Source organism: Pseudomonas avellanae BPIC 631, from assembly GCF_000444135.1.
In the GTDB taxonomy this organism is placed as follows: Bacteria; Pseudomonadota; Gammaproteobacteria; order Pseudomonadales; family Pseudomonadaceae; genus Aquipseudomonas; species Aquipseudomonas avellanae.
This window is the reverse complement of sequence record NZ_ATDK01000221.1, coordinates 49,316-63,185: the sequence shown is the minus strand read 5'-3', so window position 1 is coordinate 63,185 and position 13,870 is coordinate 49,316. Positions and strand designations below refer to the sequence as shown.

At 60.5% G+C, this 13,870-nt stretch carries 15 protein-coding genes; 7 read left to right on the top strand and 8 right to left on the bottom strand.

Features of this window, described 5'->3' with window-relative positions:
* Positions 1 to 233 precede the first annotated feature (233 nt).
* The 3 genes from DW49_RS0109805 (at position 234) to DW49_RS0109795 (ending at position 4,481) form a co-directional block, all read left to right on the top strand.
* Positions 234 to 2,516: a mechanosensitive ion channel domain-containing protein gene (locus tag DW49_RS0109805; protein ID WP_005614356.1), complete on the top strand. Its 2,283-nt coding sequence runs from the start codon at positions 234 to 236 to the stop codon at positions 2,514 to 2,516.
* A 158-nt stretch (positions 2,517 to 2,674) separates the two neighbouring features.
* Positions 2,675 to 3,559 carry a sugar nucleotide-binding protein gene (locus DW49_RS0109800; protein WP_020304365.1) on the top strand — a complete coding sequence of 295 codons (885 nt, stop codon included), beginning with the start codon at positions 2,675 to 2,677 and terminating at the stop codon, positions 3,557 to 3,559.
* Positions 3,552 to 4,481: an NAD-dependent epimerase/dehydratase family protein gene (locus DW49_RS0109795; RefSeq protein WP_005614358.1), complete on the top strand. Its 930-nt coding sequence runs from the start codon at positions 3,552 to 3,554 to the stop codon at positions 4,479 to 4,481. The genes DW49_RS0109800 and DW49_RS0109795 overlap by 8 nt, the downstream gene beginning before the upstream one ends.
* A 281-nt stretch (positions 4,482 to 4,762) precedes the next feature.
* Here the strand turns inward: DW49_RS0109795 and DW49_RS0109790 are convergent, their stop codons facing one another.
* The 5 genes from DW49_RS0109790 to DW49_RS0109770 form a co-directional block, all read right to left on the bottom strand.
* A complete protein-coding gene (locus tag DW49_RS0109790) occupies positions 4,763 to 5,449 on the bottom strand; it encodes an OmpW/AlkL family protein (RefSeq protein ID WP_005614360.1) in 687 nt (228 codons plus the stop codon).
* Between the two features lie 103 nt (positions 5,450 to 5,552).
* On the bottom strand, positions 5,553 to 6,077 hold the full coding sequence (locus tag DW49_RS0109785; RefSeq protein WP_005614363.1) for a DUF3299 domain-containing protein: 525 nt from the start codon (positions 6,075 to 6,077) through the stop codon (positions 5,553 to 5,555).
* An 8-nt stretch (positions 6,078 to 6,085) separates the two neighbouring features.
* Entirely contained in the window at positions 6,086 to 7,351 is a 1,266-nt protein-coding gene (locus tag DW49_RS0109780; protein ID WP_005614366.1) for an ABC transporter permease, read from the bottom strand.
* 1 nt (position 7,352) lies between these two features.
* Complete coding sequence (locus tag DW49_RS0109775) at positions 7,353 to 8,063, bottom strand: ABC transporter ATP-binding protein (RefSeq protein WP_005614368.1); 711 nt, start codon at positions 8,061 to 8,063, stop codon at positions 7,353 to 7,355.
* Positions 8,064 to 8,132: 69 nt separating this feature from the next.
* Positions 8,133 to 8,720: a DUF2796 domain-containing protein gene (locus DW49_RS0109770; RefSeq protein ID WP_005614370.1), complete on the bottom strand. Its 588-nt coding sequence runs from the start codon at positions 8,718 to 8,720 to the stop codon at positions 8,133 to 8,135.
* A gap of 303 nt (positions 8,721 to 9,023) precedes the next feature.
* Between DW49_RS0109770 and DW49_RS0109765 the strand changes: the two genes are divergently transcribed.
* Together DW49_RS0109765 and DW49_RS0109760 are read left to right on the top strand one after the other, a co-directional pair.
* Positions 9,024 to 9,446, top strand: coding sequence for a nuclear transport factor 2 family protein (locus DW49_RS0109765; RefSeq protein ID WP_005614373.1), 423 nt, complete (start codon positions 9,024 to 9,026; stop codon positions 9,444 to 9,446).
* A gap of 75 nt (positions 9,447 to 9,521) precedes the next feature.
* Positions 9,522 to 9,878, top strand: a complete 357-nt coding sequence (locus DW49_RS0109760) for a hypothetical protein (RefSeq protein ID WP_024420086.1) — start codon at positions 9,522 to 9,524, stop codon at positions 9,876 to 9,878.
* Between the two features lie 62 nt (positions 9,879 to 9,940).
* On the opposite strand, the gene trxA is transcribed toward DW49_RS0109760, so the two are convergent.
* The 3 genes from trxA to DW49_RS0109745 all read right to left on the bottom strand — a co-directional run bounded on the left by trxA (position 9,941) and on the right by DW49_RS0109745 (position 12,085).
* Entirely contained in the window at positions 9,941 to 10,813 is an 873-nt protein-coding gene (trxA, locus tag DW49_RS0109755) for a thioredoxin (RefSeq protein WP_024420087.1), read from the bottom strand.
* A 172-nt stretch (positions 10,814 to 10,985) separates the two neighbouring features.
* Positions 10,986 to 11,639 (bottom strand): class I SAM-dependent methyltransferase, encoded by a 654-nt coding sequence (locus tag DW49_RS0109750; protein WP_005614377.1) that lies wholly within the window; start codon positions 11,637 to 11,639, stop codon positions 10,986 to 10,988.
* A complete protein-coding gene (locus DW49_RS0109745; protein ID WP_003379143.1) occupies positions 11,636 to 12,085 on the bottom strand; it encodes a lipoprotein in 450 nt (149 codons plus the stop codon). The genes DW49_RS0109750 and DW49_RS0109745 overlap by 4 nt, the downstream gene beginning before the upstream one ends.
* A 176-nt stretch (positions 12,086 to 12,261) precedes the next feature.
* Here DW49_RS0109745 and nrdR point away from each other — a divergent pair, with 176 nt between their 5' ends.
* Positions 12,262 to 12,726, top strand: a complete 465-nt coding sequence (gene nrdR / locus DW49_RS0109740) for a transcriptional regulator NrdR (RefSeq protein WP_003379141.1) — start codon at positions 12,262 to 12,264, stop codon at positions 12,724 to 12,726.
* Entirely contained in the window at positions 12,723 to 13,868 is a 1,146-nt protein-coding gene (ribD, locus tag DW49_RS0109735) for a bifunctional diaminohydroxyphosphoribosylaminopyrimidine deaminase/5-amino-6-(5-phosphoribosylamino)uracil reductase RibD (protein ID WP_081591363.1), read from the top strand. Before nrdR ends, ribD begins: the two co-directional genes overlap by 4 nt.
* The last annotated feature ends 2 nt before the right edge of the window (positions 13,869 to 13,870 follow it).

The following is a 13,870-nucleotide window of genomic DNA, read 5'->3' as shown; positions in this document are numbered from 1 at the left end:
TGGTCGGCGCAGCGCCATTGCGGACAGATTTAACGACGCATTTGGCAGCTCCCGATAATTCCGGCATTCAGCCCTTTGCATAGTTCAGCCGGGAAGACTAAATGCACGCTGCCAAGGCGGCTTTTGAAACATTGGCTCACCGTATTTGCCTTCCGGAACCGAACTTGCCGGGCAAACGGGAATCAGTTCCTTGGGACTAAAGCCCCCGGACCTGTCCATTTAAGGAGAACTGCGTGGCGTCTCAGCTGAAAATCCTGATCCTGTCGGGTCTGTTGTTGTTCGCAGGCAGTTTCACTCTTCAAGCGGCCGATGTTCCTGCACTGCCCATGGGCGCTGCGGTGCCAGCCGATGACAAGGCTGCTGACAAAGCAGCGCCCAAGCCGGATGAAAAGGCCGCTGAAAAAACCGATTCCAAGTCAGACGCTGCTGCCGACCCTGCCACAGCCGATACGGCCGCCGAGCTTCTGGTGCAGGGCGGTTTGCTTGGGGCCATCAGCTCCGGCATTGATGACGTCCAGGAAAAGCTCAATCTGGACGACAACCTGTTCGATGCTTGGCGATTGCGCGCCGACCGCGCAGCCGATGAACTGGAAAAGCTGGTCAACAAACGCACGACGCGCTCTCCGTGGAGTGTCGTGGGCGACTTTCTTGCCCTGTCGTTTGTATGGATCGGCTCGTTCGCGGTGCTGACGACCCTCGGACGCTTCCTCGCCGTTCGCCTGTGCCGAACCAACTTTATCCACGTTCGCGAGCGCAGCCAGGCGCTGCTCAAATACGTCTTGCCGTTCACATTGCCGGCGATCATCTGCCTGCCGTTGACCCTGTACGTCAGCCACTTCATGCCGGCATCGGTCGGCCGTGCGCTGGCGCTGTGTTTTGCCTACGCGACCAGCAGCGGCATCGTGTCCACCTCGGTGCTGCTCTGTGTGATCGTGATGTTCAACTCCGGGCACAAGCGCGCTGCGGTGCGCATGATCCGCCGCTACGCGCCAAGGCCCTTGTTTGTGGTCGGCTTTCTGGCGGCGCTGAGCGATGCACTAACCAGCCCGCAGATCGCCCGCCAACTGGGCAGTAACGTGACCACCAGCGTTGCAGTGTTCACCGGGCTGTTTGCCTCGGTGGTGTTCTGCATGCTGATCATCAAGGTACGTCGCCCGGTCGCGCACCTGATTCGTAACCGTTCGTTGGGCAGCCGCTTGCAACGACCTGCACTGCAACAGTCGCTGAAAATATTCTCCAACCTGTGGCACCTACCTATTCTGCTGATGATTCTGGTCTCGGCGATCAACCTCATCGGTGCCGGTGAAGACAGTCAGGAAGCGCTGCGTTGCGCGTTGTTCACGACCATTCTGCTGATCGCCACAGTGTTTTTGAGTACGGTCTTCCAGCACCTGTTCAAACCGAACGAATCTCTGGGGCGCGGCGGCCATGTGTACAAGGCGCGCCTGCTGAGCCTGCTGTATGCGGTGGTGCGCATTGCGCTGGCCATCACGTTCATTGAGGTATTGGGGCGTATCTGGGGCTTCTCGATGTTCGAGTTTGCCCAGCGCAATACTCTGGGCCGGGTGATCAGCGACTCGTTGAGCAGCATCGGCCTGATATTTGTGGTCACCTGGTTGCTGTGGGTGGTGCTCGACACCGCGATTCAGGAAGCCCTCAAACCGCCGGTCAACCATCGCAGCGGCCGCCAGCCGAGCACGCGCATCAAGACCATCCTGCCGCTGCTGCGCAACGCCGTTAAAATCATTCTGGTGGTGATCTGCGCGATCACCACCATGGCCAATCTGGGCATCAACGTCGCGCCGCTGCTGGCGGGTGCCGGGGTGGTCGGTCTGGCCATCGGTTTTGGTTCGCAACAACTGGTGCAGGACGTCATCACCGGCCTGTTCATCATCATCGAAGACACCTTCTCGGTGGGCGACTGGGTGGTGCTCAGCACCGGCCATTCCGGCTCGGTTGAAAGCCTGACCATTCGCACCGTGCGCCTGCGTGACGGCAAAGGCTTCGTCCACTCTGTGCCGTTCGGGCAGATCAAGGCGGTCACCAACCAGTCGCGACAATTCGCCTATGCGTTCTTCTCGGTGCAGTTCACCTACGACTCCGATATCGACGATGCGCTGGCTCTGATCCGCGAAACCGGGCAGTCGATCACCGATGACATTCTGCTCAAGCACAACCTGCAAGGGCCGCTGGAGGTATTCGGCGTAGACAGCATGAACCTCAACGGCATGGTGCTGACCGCGCAATTCCGTACCTCTTCCGGTGGTCAGTACGCAGTGGGGCGCGCCTTCAACGAGCGTCTCAAGCGGCTTGTGGATAAAACTCCGACTGTACATTTCTCACAGACTTATCCACAGATGGTCATGGGGCCTGGCTTCAACAATCCACAAGCGGGCGCCGAACCCGAAGGGCCTCCTGCGCCGTCGGACCCTGCTGCTGCCACACCTTCTGCACCTGCGCCAGCACCGCTGGGTCTGCCCAAGGGGGGCGGCGCGCCAGGGCCTGCGGCTCAATAACTGATAGCGACGGGCTTGAGGGAGGCGCTGTAACGCCTTGTTTTGGCGTCATTAACCGGCGAGGCTGCGCAACTGTTGGGGGTTGGCAGTCAACGTGTTATGTTTGCAGGCGTTTTTGATTGTTCGTTTGATTATCTGACACCGAGCCTGCTGACTCTATGCGAATGCGCCTTATGCTGTTGGGCGGCGGGAATGCCCTCGGGCAGGCGCTGATTCGTCTGGGTGCCGAGGAAAACATTGGTTTCCTCGCACCACGTCCACCGCAAGACGGCTGGGATGCGGCGAGCCTCACGCAACTGCTTGACGACACCCGTCCCGATGCCCTGATCAACCTTGCTTACTACTTCGACTGGTTTCAGGCGGAGACCGTGAGCGAAGCGCGTCTGACCCACCAGGAACGCTCTGTCGAGCGCCTGGCCGAACTGTGTCAGCACCACAACATCACTCTGGTCCAGCCGTCCAGCTATCGCGTGTTCGATGGCTCGCGTGCGACCGCCTACAGCGAAAAAGACGAACCTGTGCCATTGGGCCTGCGCGGCCAGGCGCTGTGGCGTATCGAACAAAGCGTGCGCGCGACCTGCCCGCAACATGTGCTGGTACGTTTCGGCTGGCTGCTGGATGACAGCGCCGACGGCGTACTGGGCCGCTTTCTGTCGCGTGCCAAAGAGCCCGGCGAATTGCTGCTGGCCGATGACCGACGTGGCAACCCGACGCCGGTCGACGACGCCGCGCGGGTGATCATTTCGGTGATCAAGCAACTCGATTGCGAAGCGCCGTTGTGGGGTACTTACCACTATGCCGGCCATGAGGCGACCACGCCGCTGGCACTGGGTCAGGCGGTACTCACCGAAGCGCGCCTGCTGCACCCGCTGGCTATCGAATCGCCTACCGCGCAGGCGCATGCCGCGCGTCCCGACGCAGCCGAAGAGCCGCAACACGCGGTACTCGCCTGCAAGAAAATTCTCCACACTTTCGGCATCAAGCCCCGCGCCTGGCGGGCCGGCTTGCCAAGCCTGCTGGATCGGTATTATCGACATGTCTGACGCTCCTGTTCTGATCACCGGAGGTGCGGGTTTCATCGGCTCGCACCTGACCGACGCATTGCTCGCCAGCGGGCACAGCGTGCGCATCCTCGACAACCTTTCGGCGGGTAAGCGCAGCAACCTGCCGCTGGATAATCCACGGGTTGAACTGATCGAAGGTGATGTGGCCGATGCCGAGCTGGTCAAGCGCGTGGCGCAGGGTTGTAAGGCGGTCGTGCACCTGGCTGCGGTGGCCTCGGTGCAGGCGTCAGTCGATGACCCGGTGCGCACCCATCAAAGCAATTTCATCGGCACGCTGAATGTCTGCGAAGCGATGCGCGAGGCCGGTATCAAGCGGGTGATCTTCGCGTCCAGCGCAGCGGTTTACGGCAACAACGGCGAAGGCGAAGCGATCACCGAAGACACCACCAAAGCACCGCTGACCCCTTATGCTTCGGACAAACTGGCCAGCGAGTTCTACCTGGACTTCTACCGCCGCCAGCATGGCCTGGAGCCGGTGATCTTTCGCTTCTTCAACATCTTCGGCCCGCGCCAGGACCCGTCGTCGCCGTATTCCGGCGTCATCAGCATCTTTGCCGAGCGCCTCCAGAACGGCCTGCCGATCCTCGTGTTTGGCGATGGCGAGCAGACGCGCGATTTCTTCTACGTGGGCGACCTGCTCAAACTGCTGTTGCAAGCCCTGTCACGAGACAGCGCCATCGAAGGCGCGATCAACGTCGGATTGAACAACACCACCTCGCTCAATGAGCTGTTGTCGGCACTTTCGCAAGTGGTTGGCAAACAGCCACAAGTCACCTATCAGGCGCCGCGTTCGGGAGACATCAAACACTCCCGCGCCAGTAATCAGCGCCTGCTGGAGCACTTCACCCTCGACGAAGTCACTCCCTTGAAGCGCGGGCTTGAGTTGCTGATAGGGCAGTGAATGCAGGAGCGGACCGGGCGATGCGTCGCCTATCCGCGATCTCTCGATGTAGGAGCGGACTTGTCCGCGAAGACGATATTCCAGACGCGGAAAGTGCATCGACTGTAACTGCCTATTCGCGAACAAGTTCGCTCCTACAGAATACCGTGAGTACGCGTAGGAGCGGACTTGTCCGCGAAGACGATACTCCGTTACTTCGAAATGAACTATCAAAGTCCCACAAAAAACAAAGGCACCCGATAAGGGTGCCTTCTTGTGTGTAGCGTTTGAAAATGTGCAGGTCAGAACTTGTAACCCACACCGACCATGTACACCCACGGGTCGATGTCCACATCGACTTTGGTCTGGCCGACTGCCAGCGCAGAAGGGCCGTCCACTGTCGCTTTGGTGTCGATATCCACGTACCAGACCGAGGCGTTGACCAGTACGTTGTCGGTAATCATGTAGTCCATGCCCAACTGAGCGGCCAGGCCGACCGAGTCCTTGAGTTTGAGGTTGCTGAAACCCTGACTCTTGCGGTCGCTGGTCAGGTCATTGTCGAAGAAGGTGGTGTAGTTGATGCCCACGCCCGCATACGGCTGGAATCTGGACGAAGGCTCCATCGGGTAGTATTGCAGCGACAGGGTTGGCGGCAGATGTTTGACATCGGCCAGTTTGCCGTCAAGCCCGGGGCCCAGGCCCTTGACTGATACAGTGTGGTTGAACGGCGTGGCAGCCAGCAGCTCGATGCCGATATGGTTGGTCAGCATGTAAGCGAACGTCAGGCCCAGCTGAGTATCGCCATCCAGCGTCGATTTGGTGCCGGAAACCTTGGCACCGTCCAGGCGGACTTCACCGCTGTCTTCGTTGGGCTGGACGTGGGCGGCACCGGCGCGAACGATGAAGTCGCCTTTCTCGTAGGCGTTAGCCGCGACCGGGTCTGTGAGGGCAAGCGCGGCAAGAGACGCGCGTAGCAGATGCTTGTTCATGGAGGCTCCAGGGATCAGTCAAAATTTATGGGCGGAATGTTAAAGCGCTGTCGAGCGGCGACTTTGACTCAGCTCAATGAAATCGCTGGGAACCCCGTCATCCTTATGAATCGGGCAACTCGTAGACAAGAATCTTGTCTGCCTGCATCTGATAACCCGCTTCTGCCAGTTCGCTGGTCGACGACTTGGCCTGCATCGGTCCTTCGATCCAGTACGGCTGATACAGCTCATCGACCTTCACGCCCAGCTCACTCGTGACATGCACGATCTGGTTCGCTGGCGGCGGCGGCACATGGATGCAGGCGCCGAAATACGGCACCAGCAAAAACTCCGTCACTCTGCCTTCCTCACTGACTTCGAGCGGTACGATGTAGCCCGGTAAACGCACCAGTTTGCCATCCAGTGCCTTGACCACTGGCGCATGCGGTGCCAGTTGATGGGCCGCAGGCGCTGCCTCCATGGCCAGTGCATCGGACAGCTTGGACATATCGTGTATGGGTGCCGTTATCGGCTTCACCACGGGTGCATCGGGCGGAATCATGTCATTCCAGGTCAGTTCACGCGGCTCGGCGGCCCACACCTGAGTGGTAACCGAGAGCAGCAAAGTGAGTAGCATGCGCCGCATCATGAAGGTCCTCATAAACGAATCGACAGTCCATCGGCCAGTGACTGCCTGTAGGCTCGCCAGGCTGGCACGGTTCCCATCAACAGCGCGCAACCGAGAATGCCACCCAGTAAAGTCCATTCATATTGGCCAGGTGGCATAGACGACAGGTATAAGCCGTAGTTCTCGAGCACGTAGTCGTGGGCCGCGAAAATGCCGATATAGAGCAGCGCAAGGCCACTGACCACACCGGCCAACGCCAGGGCGAAGGCCTCCAGTATAAGCAGGCTTGCGATATGCCAGGGCCGCGCGCCGACCGAGCGCAGGATGGCCATTTCCCGACGTCGTTCGTTAAGGCTGGTGAGGATCGCGGTCAGCATACCGATCAGCCCGGTCAGCACCACAAACAACGAAATCACGAACAGCGCCTTTTCAGCGGTGCCCATCAGGCTCCACAGCTCCTGCAAGGCCACGCCCGGGAGAATCGCCAGCATCGGCTCGCCGCGGTACTCGTTGATCTCGCGTTGCAGGCTGAACGTTGAAATCTTGCTGTTCAGGCCCAGCATGAACGCAGTAATCGCCGTGGGCGTCAGGTCCATGTTGCGCGCCTGATCGGCTGAAATGCGTTCGTTGCCCCTGGCCGGCGCGCCGTTGTGCCAATCGATATGGATGGCTTCCATGCCACCCAGGCTGATGTGCAGTGTGCGATCCACCGGCGTGGCAGTAGGCTTGAGGATGCCTACCACGGTGAACGGCTTGTCGTCGTGCTTGACCAGGCTGATCGCTGCAACGCCGTGCGCCAGAACCAGCTTGTCACCCAGCTTGTAATGCAACGCTCTGGCGACTTCCGAGCCGAGGACAACCTCAAAAGGATCGGTCTGAAACTCACGGCCTTCAGCCATTTGCAGGTGCTGCTGGCGGCCAAACTGATAATGCTCGAAGTACGACTCGTTGGTGCCCATCACCCGGTAACCACGGTGCGAGTCACCCAGCGAAACCGGTATCGCCCATTTGACCTGTTTGCTTTGGGCAAAGTGCTCGAAGCTGTCCCAGCGAATGTTGTTGGTGGCGTTGCCGATGCGGAACACCGAATACAGCAACAGATTGAGCGAGCCGGAGCGCGCGCCGACGATCAGGTCGGTGCCGCTGATGGTGCTGGCGAAGCTGGCACGGGCTTCGGTGCGCACCCGTTCGACGGCCAGTAACAGGCAGACCGAAAGGGCAATGGCGAAGGCCGTGAGAAAGGCAGTAAAGCGGCGATTGGCCAGGCTGGCGAGGGCCAGACGAAACAGATACATCTCAGATCTCCACGGCGACGGCGGCGCGATTCAGGTCGCTCAGCGACAGGTTGCGATCAAACAGCGGAGCCAGGCTCTGGTCATGGCTGACGAACAACAGGCTGGCCCCGGCTTCGCGACATTCGGCGAACAGCAGGCGAATGAACGCCTCGCGCGAGTCTGCGTCCAGTGCTGAAGTGGGCTCGTCGGCAATCACCAGTTCCGGCTGACCGATCAGTGCCCGTGCGGCGGCGACGCGCTGCTGCTGACCGATGGACAGCGAATCGGCGCGGCGGGCGAGCATCGCCGGGTCTTTCAGGCCCAGATGCGCGAGCAGGGTAGTCGTGGCTTTTTCGACACTGCCGTGACGTTGCCTTGCACGTTCGGCGCGGACGTTGGAGAAGTGGCACGGCAGCTCGATGTTTTCCCGCACCGACAGAAACGGCAACAGATTGAACTGCTGAAAAATGTAACCGGTGTGGTCGACACGAAAGCGATCACGCGCCGCCGACGACAGGCTCGACAGCTCCTGATTCAACAGGCGAATGCTGCCGCTGACAGGTTGCTGCACGCCGCCGAGCAGGCCCAGCAACGTGGTTTTACCGCTGCCGCTGGGGCCTTTGAGGAACAGGGTTTCGCCGGTTTCGAGGCGAAAGCCCGGGATGTCCAGCAATTGAGGGTGACCTGGCCAGTTAAAGGTCAGGTCCGACAGCTCGATCAGTGCTTGGGGCATGGGCTGACTCACGCTCGGTTGGAAATTAAAAGACCGGGCCAGGCCCGGTCATTGTGCCGCAGGGTGCGATCAGAATTTCAGCGTTGGGTTGGCTGCGATCACTTCTGCGCCCGACTGGCCGCCTGGTGAAATCAGTTGTACCTGAAGCTTTTTGGTGGCGGGGAAGGTTTTGAAGATCTGCGACAGGTCGAGCTTTTTCAGAATGGCCGGTGCGTCGCAAACGAATTTGTAGTGACCGTGAATTTCACTGTGCTCATGGTGTTCGGCATCGCCTGCCTTGGCGTGCTCGTCATGATCGTCATCCTTGTCGCCAAACAGCGGGCTTTCCAGTTTCACCGAAGTGGCCGAGCAGTTCGCCGCATCGGCGATGCTGAACAGCGCATTGGGCTTGAGCAGCAACTCGCGGGCCTTGGCGACCTTGTCTTTGTCTTCTGCCGAGGTTGCAGCGTGCTCGAAACCGACGATGTTCATGGCCGGGCTGTCGAACTCGAACTCCAGCGTCTTGCCTTCCAGCACCACATCCAGACGTCCGACGCCGTGCTCGTGGGCACCCAGGCTGCCGTGTTCGTCGCCGTGATCGTGGTCGTGTTCTTCAGCAGCGTGCGCAGCAACAAGTGGCAACAGGGCGAAAGGCAGGGCGAGTAGCAGGCGGCGCATAGCGAACTCCGGAGGTTATGAGGGGGTATCTGTTATGTGATCTTATAACAATTGCCGGTGCGGGTGGACGTGTTTTTTGTGTCGCGTCTGGATGACTGAGTCGCTTCAGGCCGGCAGTGTGTGGTGCTGTCTGGAATACATCGACCCGCGCTTATGCAGAAGTAGTCTCACACGTTGCGTCATCAAGTCCTACTCTGGAAGATGAAAATCGCTACACCTGCGCCGGATGCGTCGGGAGGATTTTCATCGCCAGCCCGGACAGGCGTTCGACGTCGGTCGCGTGCATTATCAAGGAAGATATCAATGAACAAACTCCATTCGAACAGGGAAATACTGCGTGCGGTGTACAAGGATCCGACACGTATCACCGAGTTTGCCGACACTGACATCGTCCTGCATAAGGCCGATCAGGGCGCTGGCGGTGGCCTGTCCATAGCCATCGGCAAAGACGCGGTGCTTTCCCACGAGATCAATCTGCTCAGACGCACGCGTCAGACCCTTTACATGGATGTCCACGACATCATTGCCAACGACCATTTCGGCTCGGTGGTGGGCGACCTGCGCGCGCGCTGCGAGGGGCGCAGAATCATCATGCCGTTTTGCGGCCTTTGGCGATTTCGTGACGGCAAGATTATCGAGCACTGGGAAAACGTCTACGACGTGCGCGCACTCGGCAATTTCATGAACGGCAAAGAACCGGTCATCAATCAGTGGCTTTACGGCTGAGCCCTTACGGTTGTGCATGGGAATGCGCGCCAGCCTGTGGGAGCATGTGTGCCTGACTGTCAGCAGGTACACATCATGTTGCGTATTCGTGGAACCGTAGGCCAATGGCCGGTGGATTTGACCCTTGAACTGGACGAAGGCGACTGGGCCCATCTGGGCGCTCAGCTCAAGGCTGTAGCGCCTGACCTGGCGGCACCGACCGCTGCCGAGACCAAGCCGGTCAATCCGGATGACCGGTTGTGGCTGGTCGCTCGGGAAATGCTGCAAAAAGCCGGGCAAATGAGTGGGCCGGATCTGCTGGGGCAACTGGAGGGGCTGGCCGGCAGCACCGCAGCTGGCAAGCATTTGCTGGTGCGTTTGCGTCACTCTGCGAACGTGAAGGTCGAGAGCGGCGGGGATGCGCCGCTGTACAGCTGGATCGAGACGGCCTGATCTGAATATCGGCGACAGGCATCATGTGATGCCTGTCGCGGGGGGGCTTCAGTCTGGATTGTTCAGTACAGCGCAGCAAACAGCTTGCGACGGTACGCAGTCACCAATGGATGGTCATTGCCCAGCAGGTCGAACACTTGCAGCAGCGTCTTGTGCGGCAGGCCTTCGGCGTAATTGCGGTTGCGGATGAACAGCTTGAGCAGGCCATCAAGTGCGGCTTCGTACTGTTGACGCGACAACTGCTGAATCGCCAGTTGATGCGCGGCTTCGTCATCCTGAGGGTTTTGCGCCAGACGGCTTTTCAGCTCGGCAGCATCCGGCAAGGTGGCCGCTTCGGCCAGAAAAGTCAGTTGCGCCTTGGCACCGGCCAGTTCGGCTTTATGTGCATCGCCGGTAACGGCATCGAGCACAGCGCGGGCTTCACTCAACTCGCCACGTTCGGCCAGGCAGCGTGCATACAGAATCAGCGCGGCTGCATGGGTGTTGTCTTCGCCCAGCAGTTGCTTGAGAACCGCCTCGGCCTCGGAGAATCGGCTTTCGGCAAACAATGCCTGCGCCTGCTTGAGCGGGTCAGCCGCCGGGGGCGGTGGCATGACCACATGCTGTTCAAGAATCTTGCGGATTTCCGACTCGGGCTGCGCACCGGCAAAGCCGTCCACCGGCTGGCCGTCCTTGAACAGCACCACGGTCGGCAGGCTGCGAATACCGAAGCGGGAGACAACATCCGGCTCGGCGTCGCAATTGACCTTGGCCAGCAGCAACTCGCCCTGATAGCTTTCGGTGATCTGCTGCAACAGCGGCATCAGGACCTTGCAGGGCGCACACCACTCGGCCCAGAAATCAACGAGGACAGGCTGATCGAATGACTTGTCGATCACCTGTTGGTCAAAGTTCGCGCTGGTTGCGTCGAAGATGTAAGCAGTTTCCTGGCTCATTGCACGTCTCGAAGAATCTGAATGCCGCCAACTATAAAGCCCGCAGGGCAATGCTGAAAGCGGCGTCGGCGGTGGGGCATCATCCTTGCCCTACGCTCGGCACTGTCCACACACCTGCTTTTGATTCTGCAGAAACCGTTTGGCTGAGCGATTCTGGACTGTTATTCAGCGCTCACCGCGCCGCGTGATACACACTCACGTCGCGAAACTCGTGCGGCTCGGCCAGGTCCGGCAGGGTGTGCGCATGCAGTATCGTCACACGCTGGTAGGCATCGTGCTTGAAGTCGCGCACGCGGGAATCCGCCACCAATGCCTCGCGGCCTCGGGAGAGAAACTGGTCCAGCAGTGGCAGGTTGGCGCGGTCGTAAAGCACGTCGGCGACCAGAATCAGATCGAAGCGATCCGCCTCGGCAAAGAAATCCGTCGAGTAGCTCAATGGCACCTGATTGAGTTCGGCATTGGCCCGGCAGGCAGCGAGCGCCAGTGGATCGAGATCACAGGCAACCACCTCAAGCGCCCCGGCCCTGAACGCGGCAATGCCCGCCACACCCGAGCCCGCACCGAAGTCCAGTACCCGCTTGCCAGCCACCCAGTGCGGGTTTTCAGCCAGAAAACGCGCCAGGGCCAGGCCACTCGCCCAGCAGAAGCTCCAGTACGGTGGGTCTTCCAGAATGCGGCGCGTTTCATCCGGGCTGAAGGCGCGGTCCATCTTGGCCTCGTCGATCAGCCACAGCTTCAGCTCTGTGCCCGGCAGCGCAGTGACAGCCAGCCGGGCGTCGCCAAGCAGTTCGCTCAACGCGTGTTGCAGATGTTGCGGGGCGATCATGGCGCCTTGACGAACTGCAATTGCCCCAGTGCCTGAGTGGTGGCCTGTTCGATGCGCATCGATGGCAGGTGCAGAATCAACTGTCCTGATTTGCTCGCACGGCCGCGCAATTCGACGCGTCCGCCCACCGGAAAGGCTTCCGGGTTGAAGCGCAACTGAAACGGCAGTGACTGGCCGTTGCCCTTGAGCAAGGTGCTGGTCAGCAGTTTTTGCGGACGACCGCGATCGTCGATCACCAGCATCGCCAGCTCGACCTCGGCACCGGCCGGGACGCCCAGCAATTGCCCGCTGAGCTCACGCTGATAAGGCAGCAACGGGCCCGGCCCGGCCGGCAGCTTGATCGCTGGCGCAACGGGCGGCGCGGCGACAGGTTTCGGGGCGTCATTGCTACTGCACGCGGCCAGCAAACCGATGAGGCCGAGTAAAAAAAGGGGGCGTAACGTCATCAAGAGCTCCACAAGACAAAAATCGAAAGGCTGTGTCACGCCAAGCGTGCAGTATTACCGAGCCGGGGCAATTTCACATCGCTTTAATGCGCGTCTATATACCGTAAACCCCCAGCCTTGTCTTGCCGGCAGGATGCGCTAACATGGCGCTCCTCATTCTTTCGTTGCCAGCCACCATGCACTGTCCCTTCTGCGGTGCCAATGACACCAAAGTCATCGACTCCCGCCTCGTCGCCGAAGGCGAGCAAGTACGCCGCCGCCGCGAATGCCTGGCCTGTGGCGAGCGCTTCACGACGTTTGAAACCGCCGAGCTGGTCTTGCCGCGCCTGATCAAGCAGGACGGCAGTCGCCAGCCGTTCGACGAAGAAAAGCTGCGCGCCGGCATGCAGCGCGCCCTCGAAAAGCGCCCGGTGAGTGTCGAACGGCTAGAAGCCGCACTGGCCCACATCAAGCACAAGCTGCGGGCCACGGGTGAGCGCGAGGTCAAGTCGCTGGTGGTCGGCGAGCTGGTCATGGGCGAGCTGCAAAAGCTGGATGAAGTGGCCTATATTCGCTTCGCGTCCGTGTACCGCCGCTTTCAGGACCTCAACGAGTTTCGTGAAGAAATCGACCGTCTGGCCCGCGAGCCGGGTAAGGAATGAGTGCAGTGTTGACTGAACAGGCAGCCCTCGACGTTCATTACATGGCCCATGCGGTGGAACTGGCGCGCAAGGGCCTTTATTCGACACACCCCAACCCGCGAGTCGGTTGCGTAATCGTGCGTGACGGCCAGATTGTCGGCCAGGGCTGGCATGCGCGGGCCGGCGAGTCGCACGCCGAAGTGCACGCGCTGCGCGAGGCCGGCGAGCTTGCCCGGGGCGCAACCGCCTACGTCACACTTGAACCGTGCAGCCATCAGGGACGCACCCCGCCGTGCGCCGATGCACTGATCAGCGCCGGGCTGGCGCGGGTCGTGGCGGCAATGCAGGACCCCAATCCGCAAGTGGCCGGCAGCGGGCTTTTGCGCCTGATGACTGCCGGTATCAGCGTTCAGTGCGGCGTGCTGGAAAGCGAAGCGCGAGCGCTGAACAAAGGTTTTATCAAACGCATGGAAACCGGACGGCCCTATGTGCGGGTCAAGATGGCCATGAGCCTGGATGGCAGAACGGCCATGGCCAGCGGTGAAAGCCAGTGGATCACCGGCCCCGAGGCGCGTTCTGCCGTCCAGCGCCTGCGCGCCCAATCGAGTGTGGTGCTGACCGGTGCCGATACGGTGCTGGCCGACAAGGCGCGCCTGACCGTGCGCCCTGACGAGTTAGGCCTCAATGCCGAACTCACTGCGCTGGCGGCTGCGTGTCCGCCGCTGCGCGTATTGATTGACGGACGGCTGCGCGTGCCATTGGATACGCCGTTCTTTCAGGCGGGCAGTGCGCTGGTCGTGACCTGCGCCGCGGCGTCGGCGCGGGGTCGTTATCAGGAAGACGGTCACGAGATGCTGGCGCTGGCCGACAGCGCCGGTCATGTTGACCTGCGCAGGTTGATGGGCGAACTGGGTGTGCGGGGCGTCAACGAGGTGCTGGTCGAAGCCGGTCCGCGTCTGGCTGGTGCCTTCACGCGTCTCGGGCTGGTCGACGAATTTCAGCTATTCATTGCAGGCAAGTTTCTCGGTTCGTCGGCCCGGCCGCTGCTCGATCTGCCACTGGCGCAGATGAGTGAAGCGCTGGAGCTGAACATTATCGAAATCCGAGCCGTCGGCAATGACTGGCGAGTCATTGCTCTCCCTGCCAGTGCACCCGGCGTATAATT

Coding starts and splice junctions, on each gene's coding strand:
- DW49_RS0109780 (WP_005614366.1), bottom strand. CDS start 7,351: ATGTATCTGTTTCGTCTGGCCCTCGCCAGCCTGGCCAATCGCCGCTTT.
- DW49_RS0109765 (WP_005614373.1), top strand. CDS start 9,024: ATGAACAAACTCCATTCGAACAGGGAAATACTGCGTGCGGTGTACAAG.
- nrdR (WP_003379141.1), top strand. CDS start 12,262: ATGCACTGTCCCTTCTGCGGTGCCAATGACACCAAAGTCATCGACTCC.
- DW49_RS0109785 (WP_005614363.1), bottom strand. CDS start 6,077: ATGATGCGGCGCATGCTACTCACTTTGCTGCTCTCGGTTACCACTCAG.
- DW49_RS0109800 (WP_020304365.1), top strand. CDS start 2,675: ATGCGAATGCGCCTTATGCTGTTGGGCGGCGGGAATGCCCTCGGGCAG.
- DW49_RS0109760 (WP_024420086.1), top strand. CDS start 9,522: ATGTTGCGTATTCGTGGAACCGTAGGCCAATGGCCGGTGGATTTGACC.
- DW49_RS0109790 (WP_005614360.1), bottom strand. CDS start 5,449: ATGAACAAGCATCTGCTACGCGCGTCTCTTGCCGCGCTTGCCCTCACA.
- DW49_RS0109795 (WP_005614358.1), top strand. CDS start 3,552: ATGTCTGACGCTCCTGTTCTGATCACCGGAGGTGCGGGTTTCATCGGC.
- DW49_RS0109750 (WP_005614377.1), bottom strand. CDS start 11,639: ATGATCGCCCCGCAACATCTGCAACACGCGTTGAGCGAACTGCTTGGC.
- trxA (WP_024420087.1), bottom strand. CDS start 10,813: ATGAGCCAGGAAACTGCTTACATCTTCGACGCAACCAGCGCGAACTTT.
- ribD (WP_081591363.1), top strand. CDS start 12,723: ATGAGTGCAGTGTTGACTGAACAGGCAGCCCTCGACGTTCATTACATG.
- DW49_RS0109745 (WP_003379143.1), bottom strand. CDS start 12,085: ATGACGTTACGCCCCCTTTTTTTACTCGGCCTCATCGGTTTGCTGGCC.
- DW49_RS0109770 (WP_005614370.1), bottom strand. CDS start 8,720: ATGCGCCGCCTGCTACTCGCCCTGCCTTTCGCCCTGTTGCCACTTGTT.
- DW49_RS0109775 (WP_005614368.1), bottom strand. CDS start 8,063: ATGCCCCAAGCACTGATCGAGCTGTCGGACCTGACCTTTAACTGGCCA.